We start from the raw sequence: 16,819 nt of genomic DNA, 5'->3' as shown, positions 1-16,819 counted from the left end.
GCCGTGCCGCCCTTCCGAGGCGCGGCTTCAGCCCTGCCGACGTGCGGCTTCGAGATTGCGGGCGAGGGTGCAGAACGCCTCCAGCCCGATCTCCTCGGCCCGCGCGGTGGGCGGGATGCCCGACTGCGTCAGCAGCGACTCGATCTCGGGGTGGACGCCGCGCAGCGATGCCCGCAGCATCTTGCGGCGCTGGTTGAAGGCGCTCGCGGTCAGTTCCGACAGGATCTTCGCATCCGCCGGAAAGCGCGGCTCGGGCAGGGCGGTCAGCTGCACCACGGCCGACTCGACCTTGGGCGCGGGCACGAATGCCTGCGGCGGCAGGGTCAGCACGATCTGCACCTCGCACCGCCATTGCGCCAGCAGGGCCAGCCGCCCATAGGCCTTGCCGCCCGGTTTCGCCACGATGCGCTGCGCGACCTCCTTCTGGAACATCAGCGTCAGCGACTGCCAGAAAGGCGGCCAGTCAGGCGGGGTCAGCCAGCGGATCAGCAACTCCGTCCCGATGTTGTAGGGCAGGTTCGCCGCCACCCGGATCGGCGACGTCAGATGGGCCAGCGGATCGACCTGAAGCGCGTCGCCGTGGATGATCGTCAGCCGGCCGGGATAGGCGGCCGCGATCTCCTCCAGCGCGGGGATCGCGCGGGCGTCCTTTTCGATCGCCAGCACATGCCGCGCGCCCTCGGCCAGCAGCCCGCGCGTGAGGCCACCGGGGCCGGGGCCGATCTCCAGCACGTCGCATTGCGTCAGGTCGCCCGCCGCGCGGGCGATGCGGGCGGTGAGGTTCAGGTCCAGCAGGAAATTCTGGCCGAGCTGCTTCTTCGCCCGCAGGTCGTGGCGGGCGATGACCTCACGCAGCGGGGGGAGGTCGTCGATGGCGGTCATGCCGCGACCGGGGGCATTCTGCCCCCGGACCCCCGGAGGATATTTGCGGACAGAAGATTCCGCCTCATGCCGCCCGCGCCCTGGCCATCTGCCACGCCAGCCTGAGCGCGGCGATGGTGCTGGAGGGATCGGCGCGGCCCGTCCCGGCGATGTCGAAGGCGGTGCCGTGGTCCGGCGAGGTGCGCACGAAGGGCAGGCCGAGTGTCACGTTCACCCCGCCCGCGAAGTCCAGCGTCTTGATCGGGATCAGCGCCTGATCGTGATAGGCGCAGACCGCCGCGTCGTATCGCGCGCGGGCCGGGGCGTGGAACATCGTGTCGGCGGGCAGGGGGCCGAGCAGGGTCATGCCGCGCCCGCGCAGTCGGTCCAGCAGCGGGGTCATCCAGTCGATCTCGGCCCGGCCCATCGCGCCGCCTTCGCCCGCATGGGGGTTCAGCCCGGCGACCGCGATCCGGGGCGAGGCGATGCCGAAATCCCGCACCAGCGCCGCGTGGGTGATGGCGATGGCGCGTTCCAGCGCCTCGGGGGTGAAGGCGGCGGGCACGGCCTCCAACGCCAAGTGGATCGTCGCGGGGACCACGCGGCAGGGCGGATCGACGGTGGTGGAAGCGAGCATCATCGCCACCTCCGCGTCGCCCGCCAGATGGGCGAGATATTCGGTGTGCCCCGGAAAGGCGAAGCCCGCGCCTTCGATCAGCGCCTGCTTGCTGATCGGCAGGGTGCAGATGCCGCCGGCCTGCCCCGACATCGCAATGCGGGCGGCGCGGGCGATGACCTCGACCACGGCCCCGGCATTGGCGGGATCGGGCTTGCCCGGTATCGCGCGGGCCGGGAACGGGTGGGGCAGCACGGCGAGGGTTCCCTCGGGCACCCTGTCCGCCGGGCTTTCCACCGCCTGCCATGCCGTGCCTGCCGGCAGATGCGACGGATCGCCGATCCAGACCATCGGCACCCCTGCGGCCAGCGCGAGCGGCGCGAGTTCGGGGCCGATGCCGGCCGGCTCGCCGCAGGTCAGGATGATGGGTTCGGGCATCATGCCGCCTCGGGCGCTTACGGAGTGCGGATCAGCGCGTCGGCGCGCAGTTCGGCCAGATACGCCTCGGCGGCCGCGTTGATCTTGGTGTTGAAGATCTGGTCGCGCATCTGTGCGGGCGAGGGCAGCCCCGCCAGCGGGTCTTCTGCCGCAACCTCGCCTTCGGCCGCGGGCGGTGCGGGCGCGCGGACCGGCGGAACCTCCATCTGCACGCCGGGCGGCAGCGTGTCGGCGGGGGCGGCATGGGCCAGCAGCGTCGGGGTGCGGTCGCACAGCATCACCAGCGTCGCCCCGGCGCCGTAGTCGATCACCGAACCCTCGTTCTCGTCCAGCGTGGCAAGGCGCTGCGCGACATCGCCCGGCACCGCGCCCAAGGGGGCGGTCTGGCGGCTGACCGGATCGGGGGCGAAGCGGTTCGCCTCGACATGCACGTCGGCGCAGTTGCGGGCGACGGCAAGGATGCGCGCGCCTTCCGCCGCCGAGGGCAGGGCCATGGTCAGATATTCCACCGTCTGGTCGGTCGCGCCGGGGCGCAGGTGGCCGCGCGTGTCGCGCAGGTGGAACAGCACCACCGCGCCCGGCACCTGCAACGGCGCCGTGACCTGGCCCGGCTGCAGCGACAGGACGATCTGCTGCAGGGCCGGCGGCATGTTGTCGAGCGGCATCCAGTCCAGCGCACCGCCACGCTCGGCCGTGGGTGTCGCCGACCAGCGGCGGGCTGCGGCGGCGAAGGCGGCGGTCGAGGTCGCGCCCGCGGCGATATCCTCGGCGCGGGACAGGGCCTCGCCCTCGGACCCCGGCGGGGCGGGGATGACGATTTCGGACAGCAGCACCGCGCTGACGATCGGGGTCTGCAACTCGCGGGTCAGCGCCTGCTCGACCTCGCGTTCCGACATGCCGACGCCGGGGATGATGCGCTGGCGCACGACCTCGCGCCAGACGAGGCCCGCATGGACGAAGTCGCGGAACGTCTCGGGGGCGATTCCGTCCTGCGCCAGCGCCTGCGTGAACTCGTCCACGCCCAGATTGGCGCGGCCGGCGAACTCGGCAAGGCCGTTCTGAAGCCCCTCGTCCGTCGCCCGGATCCCGATCTGCTCGGCGGCCTGCATCTTCAGCCGGTCGTTGATCAGCTCGCGCAGCACGCTCTCGCGGTCGGATTGCGGCGCGCGCAGAAGCTGGAGGAAGCGGACCCGCTGGTCGATCTCGTATTCCGTCACCGCCGCGTTGTTGATGTAGATGACGGGGGCGAACATCCCCTGCGCGAGGGCGGGCACCGCCGCGCTGCCCAGCACCGCCGCCAGCGCCGCCGCCCGAATGATCCGCGTCCCGATGATCTGCCGCATTGTCCGTTCCCTTGAATTCGTGCGTGAGACTAGCGCAGGCATGTCCGCCGCGCCACCTGTCCCGGCGTGTCCGTCGGCCGGCCGAAGCCGCCAAGCTGCACCGACAGGCCGAAGCTGGTGTCGGGCGAGACGGTGTCGGACGAGGTGAAGCGCCGTTTGACCGACAGATCGACGGTGATGCATTCGTTGCGGTATTGCAGCGCCAGTTCGGTCTTCTGCGCGCGGTCGGCGGCGAAGTCGTAGCGGGTCTCGGTGGTCGCCCACCAGCCCGGCGCAAGCTGGAAGCCGGTGGCGGCCGACAGCTCGGATACATCGTCGTCGGCCCCCGGCAGCACGTCGCCGTCGATCCACAGATAGCCCGCGCTGACCTGCATGTTGGGCCGGGCAAGGCCCAGCCGCAGCTCGTCGCTGGACAGGTTGAAGTTGTCGTCGAACAGCGCCCGGTTGGACACGGCCAGCCCGCGCGGATGCGCGTAATGCGCCGCCAGCAGCCAGTCGGAGCGTTTGCCCCCCAGCGGACCGGCCAGCCCGCTATCCGCGCTGGAACGCAGCACGCGGCCCGCCGTCAGCCCCAGCGACCAGCCGGCCGGATCGATCCGCGTCCATGCGACGCCGAGATTGGCCCGCAGCCCCCCCTCGCGCCGGTCCCAGCCGGGCGAGCGGTTGAGGGAGAACAGGTTGCCCTCGTCGAACTCGACCAGCGGGCTGTCCTCGTTCGGAACCTCGTCCTCGTCGGGCTCGGGCGACCAGACGAGTTGCGCGACCGGCTCCAGCATGTGCGTGGCGCCGCCCCCGCGGGCGATCAGCGGCCAGCGCAGCTCGACCCCGAGGGTCGGATCGGCGCGGGCGACGGTGTCGTCATAGCGGCTGTCCTGGCCGATGTGATAGATGTCGCCGTCCAGCCGCGCCTGCGCCGCCGCGACGAAGCCGCCGGCCAGCAGCTCCTGCCGGCGCCAGTCCACGGCCAGCGAGGCGCGCGCCATGTCGCGGCCGATCACGTCCTCGTCCGAGCTGCGCCGATGCGCGTGGACCGACCATTCCAGCCAGCCGCGCCCGCCGATCGGCTCGGGCAGGCGAAAGGCCCGCTGCCACAGCGCGTTCGCGACGAGGCCGGGCGAGGTCGAATCGTCCTCGTCGTCGCGCAGCGTCTGATAGTTGCCCAGCCGCGCGCTCAGCATCCCGTCGCGGCGATAGCGTTCCAGCGTCACCCCGCTCCACAGCCGGTCGGCGTCGGTGATGTCGTAGTCGAGCAGATAGGCCCGGTCCGTCGCGGTCTGGATCTGCGCGGTCAGCGTGTAGTCGCGCGGCAGCAGGAAGCGGGCGGCGCCGAACAGGTAGCCGCGGGTGCCGTCCTCGATGTCGTCGCGGCTGAGGGCGCCGTTCCATTCCATCGCGCCGTTGGTGAAGGCCTGCCGGTAGCGCAGCTCGACCGTCGCGGTGCGGTTCACCGCGACATAGGGCGTGACGGTGAGATCGGCATGATCGCCGAGGGTGATGAAATAGGGCAGCTTGATCCCGAACCCCAGCCCCGAGGTGGTGCGGAAGCGCGGGCGCAGGAAGCCCGTCATCCGGTCCACGGTCGGATCGGGCGCGGTCAGCACCGGCAGCACCGCGATGGGCAGGCCGAAGGCGCGGAACTGCGGGCGGTCGAAATGCAGGCGGTTGGTCTCGGCGTCGTGGGTGATGCTGCGGGCGCGGATTTCCCACAGCGGCGTCGGATCGCTGGCGCAGACCTGACAGGACGAGGCGACGACATGGGTCAGCGTCGTCATCCGTCCCTGGCCCGTGCGGCGCACCTCCTGCGCGGCGAACTGGATCTCGCGCGCCAGCACCAGCCGGGCGCCGCGCAGGATGCCGTCCTGCAGGTCCTCGTCCAGCTGCGCCTGATCGGCAATCAGGATCGTGTCCTCGTCGGTTCCGGCAAGGGCGGGGCGGGTCAGATGGATCGGCCCCTCGATCGTGACCTGTCCCGAGCCGCCGTCATAGATCACCCGCGAGGCGATCAGCCGCGCCCCGTCATACCAGACCACCACCCCGCCCGAGGCGGTCAGCACCCGCTCGCCCGACAGGTCGATCCGGTCGGCCAGCAGCGTCGCCGCGCCATCCTCGCTGGCCGGTCCGGCGGGCGGCGCGTCGGGCGTGATGGTGACGCGTCGGGGCGCCCGGATCGTGGGAAGGATGGCCGCCGCCGTGCCGTCCGCCAGCGGGGCGTCGCTGACATCCTCTTCGGTCGGGGCGAGGGCGGGGCCGTCTGCCCAGCCGAGCATCGGCTCCTCCGCGCTCAGGATCGTCTGGGCAGAGGCGGGCTGCGGCACGAGCGCGGGCGCAAGCGCGGCCGCGGCGGCGGCCAGCGCGGCCCCTGCGAGTGCGCTCAGCCTGCGGCGCGCGCGCGTTCCCGCGCCTGCCGCAGCAGAGGGGTGGGGGCCTTCTGCGGCCCCGGCCAGCGCGGTCGGGGTTCGGCGGGTGCGAATCGTCATCCTTCCTCCAGCCGCAACAGCAGGGCGAGGGCCAGCAGCGCCGCGGCGGTGGGCGGCGCGAAGGCCGCCATCACCGGGGGCACCTGACCCGTTTCCCCCAGCACCTGCGCCAGATTGCGCAGGAAGAACAGCCCCAGCCCGGCGGCGAACGCGCCCAGCACCAGCAGGCTGACACGGCGGCCACGCACCGGGCGCATGGTGAAGGCGGCGGCGATCAGGATCATCGCCGCCATCAGGAACGGAAGCGACAGCTCCATCTGGAACCACACCTGATGGCGCAGCGCCGAAAACCCCGCCGATTCCAGCCCCGCGATGAACTCCGGCAACTGCCAGATCGGCACCGCGGCGGGAGAGCCGAAACCGTCGCGGATGCGGGCCGCGGTCAGTTCCGTCGGCAGGCGCAAGGTCGGCAGCGCCTGCGCGGCGGCTTCGGGGTTGGCGACGTCCAGCGGCCATTCCTTCACCCCGGTCAGCTGCCAGGCGCCCGGCTCCAGCCGCGCCGCCTCGGCCTCGATCCGGTGGGTGGGGCCGAGATCGGGGGAGAAGATGATGAAGGTGGGGTTGTAAAGCGTCGTGGCGTCCGGGCTGGCGCGTGAGGCGCGGATCACGACCTGCCCGCCGGCCGCGCGCGCGATCCGCCCCTCGGCCGGGGCGGTGCCGGCGGGCAGGGGCGGCAGACCCTGCCGCAGCCACAGCCCGCCTTCGCCGAGGCTCACTGTCTGCTGCCCTTCGGACCCGATCCGCGCCACCGCGGCGTCGTAACGCTTTTCGGTGCCCGCCACGACAGGGTTCAGCACCGCGACCGCCGCCGCCCCGAACAGCGCCGCCGTGATCGCCGGCGCCATCACCGCCCTGAGGCCCGAGCGGCCCGAGGCGCGGATCGCCACCATCTCGGAGCTGCGGGACATCGCCAGGAACAGCGCGATCCCCGCCAGCAGCACGATCAGCGGCATGATGGAATAGTAGCTGCCGGCGATGTTCAGCGCCGCCAGCGCGGCGGTGCCGCCAAGGCCGATGCCCTCATCCCCGAACCGCCGGATCTGCTCCACCAGGTCGATCAGGAACAGGATCGCGAGGAACGCGCCGCCGACGATGGCGAGTTGCCGCAGCCATCTGCGCGACAGGTAGAGTTGCAGGATCATGCCGCGCCCTTCCGGCCAAGCGGCAGGCTGCGGAAGAAGGCACGGCGTCTGGGCCGCGCCGCCACCGTCAGCACCAGTGCCACGATCGCCGCCCCCGCGACGGGCGGCAGGTAGAGCAGCGGCCAGCGCTCGGGCGTGTCGGCGGTCAGGCTGGCGGCGGCGGTGGACAGCATCTGCACGAAGATCAGCGCGACCACCGCCGCCATCACCTGCCGCCACACCCCGAATCGCGAATATCCCCCCAGCAGCAGGATCGAGAATCCCAGCAGCGCTGCGACCGGGGCCATGAAGGGCTGGGCGATCCGCTCGTGCCCCTCGGCCCGCGCGCGGGGGGCGGCGGCGCCAGTCGCCTCCAGCAGCTCGGGATCGGGCGACAGCAGCCGCGCGGTGGAATAGGTGCGCAGGTCGCGGCTTTTCCGGCCGGTCGAGATCAGGTTGCCCATGTCGTAGGTCAGGTCCTCGAACCGGGTGACGGTGAGGCGCGGCGGCCCGCTCAGGCTGGGGCGCAGGCTCTGCGCCATGCCCTGAAGCATGACGATGCGCGGGCCGTTCTCGCCGCGCAGGACCAGCGCCTGTTCGGCGGAATAGTCGGTCACATCGGCCGGATCGCGCGCGTCCTGCAGGAAGACGCCGAGCAGGCGACCGTCATCGGCGATATCCTCGATGAAGACGGTGATGCCGCTGCCCGGATACTGGAACTGCCCGGCCCGCAGGAAGCGCGCGGTGATGTCCTCGGCCACCTCGGCCTGCCGCTCGGCCAGCTGGGCGCGGGCGGCGGGCACCAGCCCGTGCACCAGCGCGGCGACCATCGCCCCGGCGATCAGCCCGAAGACCAGCACCCCGCGCGACAGCCGCCACGGCGACATGCCGGTCGCCTGCATCGCCACCAGCTCCGATTCCGAGGCGAGCCGGTTGGTGCCGTAGGCCGAGGCCGCGAAGGCCGCGACGGGCAGGACGACCGAGATCACCAGCGGCAGCGTCAGAGCGGTGAACTCCAGCACCACCAGCGCGGTCTGGCCGTCCTGGATCAGCTGCTCGAACAGGCTGACGGCGCGGTTGATCCAGTAAACCGACACCAGCACCAGCCCGAAGAAGCCGAAAAGCCCCAGGAACTGCGTCAGGATGTATTTGTCGATGCGCGTCATGGCGCCCCTGAGTGCCCGGCCGTTCGGCCTTCTTCCTTGATTAGCGGCAGATTCCCGGTGGCGAAAGCCCGCGCTGCGGCTTGCAGGCCGCGCAGCGCCGCTATGGTCAAGCCGTCCGGCCGCCGCTAGGCTTCGCCGGTTTCCAAACCGAAGGTCCGAACCATGTCCCATCCCGTCGAAATCCGCTTCGTTCCGACCGCCGACGCGCCCGAGCTGAAATCCGCCCGCGGGCGGATCGTGCTGCTGGTCGGGGAACAGGCGCGGCCGCCCGCCGGGCTTCCTTCGGCAGCGCGGCAGGCGGTGACGCGGGCGCTCGGCTCGGATGCGTGGCGCAAGGTCAAGCCGGGCGACGGGATCGAGCTGGCCTATCCTGCGGGGCTTGAGGCCGAGGCGATCCAGATCGTTCACCTGCCGGGCCGCGCCGATGCGCTGATCGCCCGCAAGGCGGGGGCCGCGATCGGGGCGCGGATGGGCAAGTCCGAGGTGACGGTGATCGCCGGCAGCCATCCCCGCGCCGCCGAGGTCGCGCTGGGGATCGCCCTGCGCGGCTACGACTTTTCGGTCCACAAGACCAAGCGCGAGGACGAGGCGGCGGAGCCTTCGGGCGACACGCCGAAACAGCCGCCGCAGGCGGTCAGCCGCACCGGCGCGGCGGACGACGCGATGCTGGCTGATCCGGCCGGCAACGGTGCCGCCGCCACCGGCGAGGGCGAGGACCTGCCCACCGCGCAGCCCCAGCGGGCCAGCGTCACGATGATCGTCGCGGACGCCGAGGCCACCGCCCGCGCCGCGCGGAACGGCGCCGCAGTGGCTGAGGGCGTGTTCTTCACCCGCGATCTGATCAACGAGCCGGCCAACATCCTCACCACCTCGGACTTCGCCGACCGCCTGCTGGCGATGCGCGAACTGGGGCTTGAGGTCGAGGTGCTGGACGAGGACGAGCTTGCCGGCCTCGGCCTGCGCGCGCTGCTGGCCGTGGGGCAGGGCAGCGAATCGCCCAGCAAGGTCGTCGTCATGCGCTGGCAGGGCGGCGGGGACGAGCCGCCGCTGGCGCTGGTCGGCAAGGGCGTCGTCTTCGACACCGGCGGGATCTCCATCAAGCCCTCGTCGGGGATGGAGGAGATGACGATGGACATGGGCGGCGCGGGCGTCGTCTCGGGCGTCATGCGGACGCTGGCGCTGCGCGGGGCGAAAGCGAACGTCGTCGGGCTTGTCGGGCTGGTCGAGAACATGCCCGACGGCCGCGCCCAGCGTCCCGGCGATATCGTGCGGTCCATGAAGGGCGACACGATCGAGGTCATCAACACCGACGCCGAGGGGCGCTTGGTGCTGGCCGATGTGCTGTGGTACACGCAGGACCGCTTCAAGCCTGCGGCGGTGATCGACCTTGCGACGCTGACCGGGGCGGTGATCGTGGCGCTGGGGCATGAGCATGCGGGCGTCTTCGCCAATGACGACAAGCTGGCCGACCAGCTGCTGAAGGCCGCCGCGGCGGAAGGCGAGGGGGCGTGGCGGTTGCCGCTGGCGCCCGCTTATGACGAGATGATCAACTCGCGGCTGGCGGATGTGAAGAACTCGGCGGGACGTCCGGCGGGGTCGATCACGGCGGCGCAGTTCCTGCAGCGCTTCATCCGCAAGGGCACGCAGTGGGCGCATATCGACATCGCCGGCGTGGCGCTGCCGCCGGGGGCGACAACGCTGGCGCCCAAAGGGGCGACCGGCTGGGGCGTGATGACGCTGGACCGCCTGATCCGCGACGGGTTCGAGAAGGCCGGAGCCGAGGGCGGGACCGACAACGGCAAGCAGGGCTGACGGCTTGGGATCGGCGCTGTTCTACCACCTGACCCGCTCGCCGGCCGAGGCGCTGGTGCCGGTGCTGGTCGGCAAGTCCCGCGCCGCGGGCTGGCGGATCGAACTGCGCGGCACCGAAGCCGGCCGGATGCAGCGACTGGACGAGCTGCTGTGGCAGGGCGACGGCTTCCTGCCGCACGGAATCGCGGGCGGCCCGCACGACGCGCGCCAGCCCGTGCTGCTGACGGTCGGCGGGGCGCAGACGGCGGCGAACGGTCCCGCCTGCCTGATCGCCGTGGACGGGGCCGAGGTCGAGGCCGCGGAATGCGCCGCGCTCGAACGGACCTGCATCCTTTTCGACGGTAACGACCCTGCGGCGCTGGAACATGCGCGCGGCCAGTGGCGCGGGCTGACGAAAGCCGGGGTCGCGGCGGAATACTGGTCCGAAGGCGGCGGAAGGTGGGAACGGAAGGCCTGACTCAGCGCTCCAGCACCAAAGTATTCCCCTCGAACCCGACGCGGGCGAACCGGCGCAGATAGCTCATCCCCAGCAGCGAGCGGTCGAGATCGCTGCGGATCACGATGGCGGGCACGTCCTCATCGGTGAAATCGCCCAGGTCGATGCGGTCGATGATGACCGACGCGGTGTCCACCATGCCGTTCGCCGTCTGCGCGTAGCCTGCGTAAACCAGCGCTTCCGTGTCGATGCCGATCCGCTCGGCGTCACGCTGCGACAGCGCGACCGACGATGCGCCGGTATCGACGATGAAGCGCACCCGCTCGCCGTTCAGCTCGGCCGTCAGGTGGAAATGCCCGTCGATGCTGGCGGGCACCTCGATCCGGCCGGGCGATACCATCTCCTGCCGGGGGGCGAGATCGCCCCGCACATCCTGCCACAGCCCGGCGGCGGCGATCACGGCGACGAAGATCAGCCCCCAGGCGAGCGCCTGCCGCGTGGTCTGTCCCGGCCGGTGCCGGAAGTCGGTGACGAGGAATCCGCCGATCGCGACCACCAGCACGACCAGATAGGCCAGCCGCATGAAATGATCGTCCATCATGCGGGTGTCCCGCAGCGGCGGGGCGGGCGGCAGCCAGCGGAATGGCCGGCGGAACGGGTCGCATGGGTCATGCCCGCTATATGGCGCGGATACCCTCTGCGGCCAAGCGTCGCTCACGGGGTTGGGACTATGCAAAGGCCCCGCGGTTCACTAGATGTATTGCGTTCAAGGGGGGCCTTCGCGCCCCACAGAGGAGCTTCGTGATGCTGAACAACATCGGCCTGCCCGGCCTCCTGCTCATCGCGGTCGTCGTTCTCGTCCTGTTCGGACGGGGCAAGGTCTCGTCGCTGATGGGTGAAGTCGGGAAAGGGATCACCGCCTTCAAGCGGGGCGTGAATGATGGCGAGGAAGAGGTCCGCGCGGCGTCCGCCGAGGCGCGGCTGAGCGCCGACCGTTCGCTGGACCGCACCGCCGACGAGGTGCAGGCCGCCGCCGACCGGGCCCGCGTCCGCGCCGACGAATCGCTGCGCGACGTGACGCCGCGCGACACCACCCCGCGCAGCTGAGCCGCGACAGGCCATGCTCGACGTCGGGTGGAGCGAACTGCTGCTGATCGGCATCGTCGCGCTGATCGTCATCGGCCCCGAGGATCTGCCGCGGATGTTCCGCGCGCTCGGCCGCATCACGGCCCGCGCGCGGTCGATGGCGCGCGAGTTCAGCATGGCGATGGACGACGCGGCGAAATCCAGCGGCATCGAGGATGCCGCGGGCTCGCTGCGCGAGGTGAAGAACCTCACCTCGAAAAAGGCGCTGGGTCTGGACGCGCTGGACAAGGCCGCCGAGAAATTCGAGAAATGGGACCCCAAGCTGCCGCGCAATGACGGCGGCCTGCGCGCCGATCCGGCGGCGTCGGCCCCGCCCGCCGCGCCTTCTGCGGCGGCGGGTCACACCGTTGCGACCTTGCAGGCGGCACCCCAGCCCGCAGCGCCCGCGCCGCAGCCTGCAGCCAAGCCGCCCGTTCCGGGCAGCAGCCCCGCGACACCGCCCGCGGCCGAGGCGCCCGGCCCGCGTCGCCTTCACGCCGTGCGCCGCGCTGAACCGAAGGACCGCTGAGTGCCTGCCCAGAAGCCGCGTTCCGATGATCTCGAGGACAGCTCGGCCCCGCTGATCGAACATCTGCGCGAACTCCGCACCCGGCTGATCTGGTCGGTGCTGGCCTTCGTCGCGGCGATGGTGATCTGCTATGCCGTCTGGAACCCGATCTACAACTTCCTGACCCGCCCGATCTGCCACGCGCTGGAAGAGCGCGGGCAGGAATGCGGCCTGATCCTGCTGAAGCTTCAGGAAGGCTTCTTCGTCGCCATCCAGATCTCGTTCCTGGGCGGCTTCGTGCTGGCTTTCCCGGTAATCGCCTATCAGCTGTGGCGGTTCATCGCGCCGGGTCTGTATCGGTCTGAAAAGGCGGCGTTCGTGCCGTTCCTGATCGCTTCGCCGGTGATGTTCTTCCTGGGCGCGGCCTTCGCCTATTACATCATCCTGCCGATGGCCTACGACTTCTTCCTCGGCTTCCAGCAGGGGCCGCTGCGCCTGCCCGACGATCCCGACGCCGTGTCCGCGCCGATGGCCGGCATCGTCTTCCAGGGCTCGGTCAGCGAATATCTGGCGCTGACGAACAAGTTCATCCTCGCCTTCGGCCTGTCGTTCCAGCTGCCCGTGGCGATGACGCTGATGGGTCGCGCCGGGCTGGTCTCGGCCGACAGCCTCGCCAGCGTGCGGCGCTATGCGATGGTGGTGATCCTCATCATCGCCGCCATCGTCACGCCCCCCGACATCATGAGCCAGGCCGTGCTGTTCACGGTCATCTACGGCATGTACGAGATTTCCATCTGGCTGGTCCGCCGGATGGAGCGGCGGCGCGAGGCGCGGCTGCGGGCGGAAGGATTGTGGGTGGATGACTGAGCTTTTCTCCGAACCGGCCACCCGGCCGCTGTCCCGGATCGCCGAGGCGCTGGAGCGTCTGGCCCCGCCGCCCGCGCCCGCCCCGGACTTCACCGAGGCTGACGCCTTCGTCTGGCATCCCGATCCCGACCGGCTGGAGCCGGTGGCGCGCGTCGCCCGCGTCCCGCTGACCGCGCTGGTCGGCATCGACCGCTCGCGCGACACGCTGCTGGCGAACACGCTGCAATTCGCGCGCGGCTTTGCCGCGAACAACGCCCTGCTGTGGGGCGCGCGGGGGATGGGCAAGTCGTCGCTGGTCAAGGCCGTCCACGCCGAGGCGCTGGCGCAGGGCCTGCCGCTGGTGCTGGTCGAGATCGCCCGCGAGGACCTCGATTCGGTCGGGCGGCTGCTGGCGATCCTCGGCCGTTCCGACCGCCGATTCGTGCTGTTCGCGGACGATCTGTCCTTCAGCCATGATGACACGCAGTACAAGTCGCTGAAGGCGGTGCTGGATGGCGGCATCGCCGGGCGGCCGGCGAACGTGATCCTCTACGCGACCTCGAACCGGCGCCACCTGATGCCGCGCGACATGATCGAGAACGAGCGCTCCACCGCGATCAACCCCGGCGAGGCGGTCGAGGAGAAGGTCTCGCTTTCCGACCGATTCGGCCTGTGGCTGGGTTTCCACCCCTGCGGGCAGGACGAATACCTGGCGATGATCGACGGCTACTGCGCCGCTTACGACCTGCGGATCGATCCCGAGCTGCTGCGCGCCGAGGCGATCGAGTGGCAGGCGACCCGCGGCGCCCGCTCGGGCCGCGTGGCGTGGCAGTTCTTCACCGACCTTGCCGGGCGGCACGGGCTGGCGGTCTGACTTCGGGCTGTTCCGGCTAACGGTTTGGCAAGCATTCTCTGCGATGGTCGCCCCAGGGCGGCGATTCGGGCAGATCATGCAGCGCACGGCGGACATGGAACATGGCGGCAAGGCGGGCGCGGGATCGGTTCTGCGCCGCCGGCTGGTCGTGCTGGGGCGTGACGAAGCGCCCCCGCCGCCCGCACCGCCGCGCAGCCCGGAACGGGTGATCGCCGCCGCCGTCTCGCGGGCGGCGGATCGCGTCCACGGCCTGCCGATGTTCTTCGACCGGATCGAATCGGCGCACATGAACCTGGCCGAGATCGGCGAATACCTGCCCGAACACGCGCTGCTGTCGCTGGTCGCAGGACCGGGCGAGGCGATCGGCGTCGTGTCGATCTCGCCGGGGCTGCTCACCTCGCTGATCGAGATGCAGGCGATCGGCCGCGTTTCCTCGCGCAGCCTCGCGCCGCGCCGGCCCACCGTGACCGACGCGGCGGTCTGCGCCGATTTCGTCGATGCGTGCCTCGCGGAACTCGGGGCGGAGCTCGCCGCGATGCCGGGCCATGCGGCCGTGGCGGGCTATCGCTACGCCAGCTTCATCGGCGATCCCCGACCGCTGGACCTGCTGCTGGAGGACGTGCCCTATCGCCGGGTGCAGCTGGACCTGCGGGCAGGGGACGCCGGCCAGCGCGACGGGTCGCTGAGCTTCGTCCTGCCGCTGACGCAGGTGGAATCGCGCATGCCCGGCCGGGCGCTGCCTGCTTTGCCTGCGGTCGCGCCGGAACTCGCGCCGGACGCTCCGACGCCGGTTCCAGCCGCCCCGGTCACCGAGGCAGCGGACCTTGGCCGGGCCGTGCGGTCGTCGCGGGTCAGGCTCCACGGCGTCCTCGCCCGCCGCAAGCTGACGCTGGGCCAGCTCCGCAGCCTAGCGCCTGGCCAACTGCTGTCCCTGCCGCGCAGCTGCCTCGACAACGCGACGCTGGAAAGCTCGACCGGCCAGATCCTCGCACGCGGCAGGCTGGGCGAATCGGCCGGCTGTCACGCGCTCCGCCTGATGGGCGAGGGTGAGGCGGCGAGCGGCCAGCAGGAGGGCGCCCGTGCCGGGCAGCCAACCCCCGGCTTGGCCTCAGCCGATCGCGCCCGCACGTCTCCAGCGGTCGGAGCGTTTGCCGAAGCGCCGCCTCTGGACCTGGATGCGCCGGACCCGTTCCGCAGCACGGCGAGCGGTGAAGACGACATCCGGCGAGCGGTCCGACTCTCCGCCCAAAACCAGTGAGCGCCGCTTCTAAGGCGGCTGAGTGGCGGGCGATGCGCTGAAGGCCCCATGCATCCTCAGGGAGGGGCTTCGGCCGACTGATCTGCCCAACGGGACAAGGTGATCGTCACCACAGGCGCGGCGACGGTTCAGAGCCGTCGGGCGCGGCAAGGGCCTGCTGAACGGGCGTTTGGAGTGCCTGGTGACCGCCAACGGGTCTGCGCCGCCATCGTGACTTTACGAGGCCGGTTCAGGGCAAAGCGGGCGCGCGGCGGCATCACTGCGCTTCTCCGCTCTGCGTGAGCTGCACAAACTAGCCCTTTTGCTGCGGCCTTGATCGGCTGCCTGAGGCGTCTAATCGGCCGTCGGCGGTTCGGCTCGATTCATCGTCATCGTTATCGCCGACGTGGAAGTGGCCGTCTCACTCTCTTCTGAAGCGGGTGGGGGCTGCGTGGTTCTCTGCCGCAGCGGGCAGGGGTTGCGCGGGAAGCGAGGCCGCAGCCGACAGGCGGGCGGCTGGCTGAACCCTCACGTCAACGCGATTTTTCCACCGGGCACACGGATCACTTTTCCGGCGAGCTCCAGGTTCAACAGCGCGGCGCTGACGGCGGCCGAGGTCAGGCCGAGGTCGCGGATCAGCATGTTCTCGTCCGTGGGACTGGGGCCGAGCAGGGTCAGGATACGCTTCTCGACCGAGACCGGGCCGCCTGCGTCAGGCGCGCTGCGGGTCCGCTGGGCGTGTGCCCGCTGCAGCGCGGTGTCGCGCAACCGCGCCTGGTCGGCCGTGTCATGCGGGTAGGGCTGGTGCGAGGGAGGGGACTGCACGGGAGCAGGCGCTGGGCCAGGGGCGGCGGATGGGCCGGTGCCGCGAGACGGATTCGCCGCCACTTGCCGCTGCCCGTCCGCTGGCGCCACTTGCGTCTGCGTCTGCGTCTGCGTCTGCGTCTGCGTCTGCGTCTGCGTCTGCGCCTCCACCGCCACGTTGCGGGCCGAGGGCTCCCGTGCCGGCGCAGCCTCCAGCGCCGCCAGAACGTCCTCGGCGTTCCGCACCAGCGTCGCGCCGTCGCGGATCAGGGCGTTGCAGCCAGAGGCGCGGGCGTCCATCGGGTGGCCGGGAACCGCCATCACCTCGCGCCCCTGATCCAGCGCCTGCCGCGCGGTGATCATGCTGCCCGAGCGGTGCGCAGCCTCGACCACCACCACGCCGCGCGCGATTCCCGAGATGATGCGGTTGCGCAGCGGGAAATGGCGGGCGACCGGCTGAAGGCCGGGCGGCTGTTCGGAAATCAGAGCGCCGGTTTCGCAGATGCGCTCGGCGAGGCGGGCGTTCTCGGCCGGGTAGATCACGTCGATGCCACCCGCCATCACGGCGATGGTGCCGGGGGTGCAGGCGGCCTCGTGCGCCGCCGTGTCGATGCCGCGGGCGAGGCCGGCGACCACGACCTGTCCCGTTTCCGCCAGTGCCGCCGCCATGCCGCGGGCCATCCGCAGCCCGAGCGAGGAGGCGTTCCGCGCGCCGACCAGCGCGATTCGGGGGCGGGCAAGGCTTGCCACGTCGCCGCGCACCCAGATCACCGGCGGGGCGTCGTCGATCTGGCGCAGCAGATCGGGATAGGCCGGATCGTCGCAGCGGATCAGGCGGGCGCCCGCGCGTCGCCCGGCGCGCAGTTCCGATTCTGCCTGCGCCGCCGTGAAGCTGCTGTAGTCGTGCAGCCCGGCGGTGGCGGCGATGCGGGGCAGGGCGTCCAGCGCCGCCGCGGCGCTGCCATGTTCGTCCAAAAGCCGGTGGAACGTCGCCGGCCCCACCCGGCGCGAGCGGATCAGCCGCAGGAACGCAATGTCGTCATCGTCGCCGGATCGGCGAATCGCGGGTCGGGGGGACAACAATCCGGTCAGCATCGCCTGCCTCTGCCGTTCTCAGCAGGGGAGTTGTGCACCGGCAGGGGTTAACAGGCGGTT

Annotated in this window: 15 protein-coding genes; 7 read left to right on the top strand and 8 right to left on the bottom strand. The window is 71.3% G+C overall.

What is annotated here, in order from left to right; translation table 11 throughout:
* Positions 1 to 27: 27 nt before the first annotated feature.
* The 6 genes from rsmA to lptF form a co-directional block, all read right to left on the bottom strand.
* The gene (gene rsmA / locus KTN05_RS01715; RefSeq protein ID WP_217327651.1) at positions 28 to 882 is read right to left on the bottom strand and encodes a 16S rRNA (adenine(1518)-N(6)/adenine(1519)-N(6))-dimethyltransferase RsmA; all 855 of its coding nucleotides are present in this window, start codon (positions 880 to 882) and stop codon (positions 28 to 30) included.
* A 64-nt stretch (positions 883 to 946) separates the two neighbouring features.
* On the bottom strand, positions 947 to 1,915 hold the full coding sequence (gene pdxA / locus KTN05_RS01710) for a 4-hydroxythreonine-4-phosphate dehydrogenase PdxA (protein WP_217327650.1): 969 nt from the start codon (positions 1,913 to 1,915) through the stop codon (positions 947 to 949).
* A 17-nt stretch (positions 1,916 to 1,932) separates the two neighbouring features.
* On the bottom strand, positions 1,933 to 3,258 hold the full coding sequence (locus KTN05_RS01705) for a peptidylprolyl isomerase (RefSeq protein ID WP_217327649.1): 1,326 nt from the start codon (positions 3,256 to 3,258) through the stop codon (positions 1,933 to 1,935).
* A 29-nt stretch (positions 3,259 to 3,287) separates the two neighbouring features.
* Positions 3,288 to 5,735, bottom strand: coding sequence for an LPS-assembly protein LptD (locus KTN05_RS01700; protein WP_254367911.1), 2,448 nt, complete (start codon positions 5,733 to 5,735; stop codon positions 3,288 to 3,290).
* A complete protein-coding gene (gene lptG, locus KTN05_RS01695; protein WP_217327648.1) occupies positions 5,732 to 6,877 on the bottom strand; it encodes an LPS export ABC transporter permease LptG in 1,146 nt (381 codons plus the stop codon). The genes KTN05_RS01700 and lptG overlap by 4 nt, the downstream gene beginning before the upstream one ends.
* Positions 6,874 to 8,022 carry an LPS export ABC transporter permease LptF gene (lptF, locus tag KTN05_RS01690; RefSeq protein WP_217327647.1) on the bottom strand — a complete coding sequence of 383 codons (1,149 nt, stop codon included), beginning with the start codon at positions 8,020 to 8,022 and terminating at the stop codon, positions 6,874 to 6,876. The genes lptG and lptF overlap by 4 nt, the downstream gene beginning before the upstream one ends.
* A gap of 162 nt (positions 8,023 to 8,184) precedes the next feature.
* Here lptF and KTN05_RS01685 point away from each other — a divergent pair, with 162 nt between their 5' ends.
* Both KTN05_RS01685 and KTN05_RS01680 read left to right on the top strand, forming a co-directional pair.
* Positions 8,185 to 9,834, top strand: a complete 1,650-nt coding sequence (locus KTN05_RS01685) for a leucyl aminopeptidase (RefSeq protein ID WP_217327646.1) — start codon at positions 8,185 to 8,187, stop codon at positions 9,832 to 9,834.
* A 4-nt stretch (positions 9,835 to 9,838) separates the two neighbouring features.
* Positions 9,839 to 10,291: a DNA polymerase III subunit chi gene (locus KTN05_RS01680; RefSeq protein ID WP_217327645.1), complete on the top strand. Its 453-nt coding sequence runs from the start codon at positions 9,839 to 9,841 to the stop codon at positions 10,289 to 10,291.
* 1 nt (position 10,292) lies between these two features.
* Here the strand turns inward: KTN05_RS01680 and KTN05_RS01675 are convergent, their stop codons facing one another.
* On the bottom strand, positions 10,293 to 10,871 hold the full coding sequence (locus KTN05_RS01675; RefSeq protein WP_371823250.1) for a TIGR02281 family clan AA aspartic protease: 579 nt from the start codon (positions 10,869 to 10,871) through the stop codon (positions 10,293 to 10,295).
* A gap of 203 nt (positions 10,872 to 11,074) precedes the next feature.
* Between KTN05_RS01675 and KTN05_RS01670 the strand changes: the two genes are divergently transcribed.
* From KTN05_RS01670 to KTN05_RS01650, 5 genes are all read left to right on the top strand, one after another.
* Positions 11,075 to 11,377, top strand: coding sequence for a twin-arginine translocase TatA/TatE family subunit (locus KTN05_RS01670; RefSeq protein WP_217327644.1), 303 nt, complete (start codon positions 11,075 to 11,077; stop codon positions 11,375 to 11,377).
* Between the two features lie 13 nt (positions 11,378 to 11,390).
* Positions 11,391 to 11,924 (top strand): Sec-independent protein translocase protein TatB, encoded by a 534-nt coding sequence (tatB, locus tag KTN05_RS01665; RefSeq protein ID WP_217327643.1) that lies wholly within the window; start codon positions 11,391 to 11,393, stop codon positions 11,922 to 11,924.
* Positions 11,925 to 12,770, top strand: coding sequence for a twin-arginine translocase subunit TatC (gene tatC / locus KTN05_RS01660; RefSeq protein ID WP_217327642.1), 846 nt, complete (start codon positions 11,925 to 11,927; stop codon positions 12,768 to 12,770).
* Positions 12,763 to 13,623 (top strand): ATP-binding protein, encoded by an 861-nt coding sequence (locus KTN05_RS01655; RefSeq protein ID WP_217327641.1) that lies wholly within the window; start codon positions 12,763 to 12,765, stop codon positions 13,621 to 13,623. The genes tatC and KTN05_RS01655 overlap by 8 nt, the downstream gene beginning before the upstream one ends.
* Before the next feature lie 76 nt (positions 13,624 to 13,699).
* Positions 13,700 to 14,881 carry a FliM/FliN family flagellar motor switch protein gene (locus KTN05_RS01650; RefSeq protein ID WP_217327640.1) on the top strand — a complete coding sequence of 394 codons (1,182 nt, stop codon included), beginning with the start codon at positions 13,700 to 13,702 and terminating at the stop codon, positions 14,879 to 14,881.
* Between the two features lie 507 nt (positions 14,882 to 15,388).
* On the opposite strand, the gene dprA is transcribed toward KTN05_RS01650, so the two are convergent.
* On the bottom strand, positions 15,389 to 16,759 hold the full coding sequence (gene dprA, locus KTN05_RS01645) for a DNA-processing protein DprA (RefSeq protein ID WP_217327639.1): 1,371 nt from the start codon (positions 16,757 to 16,759) through the stop codon (positions 15,389 to 15,391).
* Between the last annotated feature and the right edge of the window lie 60 nt (positions 16,760 to 16,819).

It is taken from the genome of Paracoccus sp. Z118 (assembly GCF_019061185.1).
Classification (GTDB): Bacteria; Pseudomonadota; Alphaproteobacteria; order Rhodobacterales; family Rhodobacteraceae; genus Paracoccus.
Note: the sequence above shows the minus strand (reverse complement) of the source record. Positions and strands in the feature narration are given on the sequence as shown.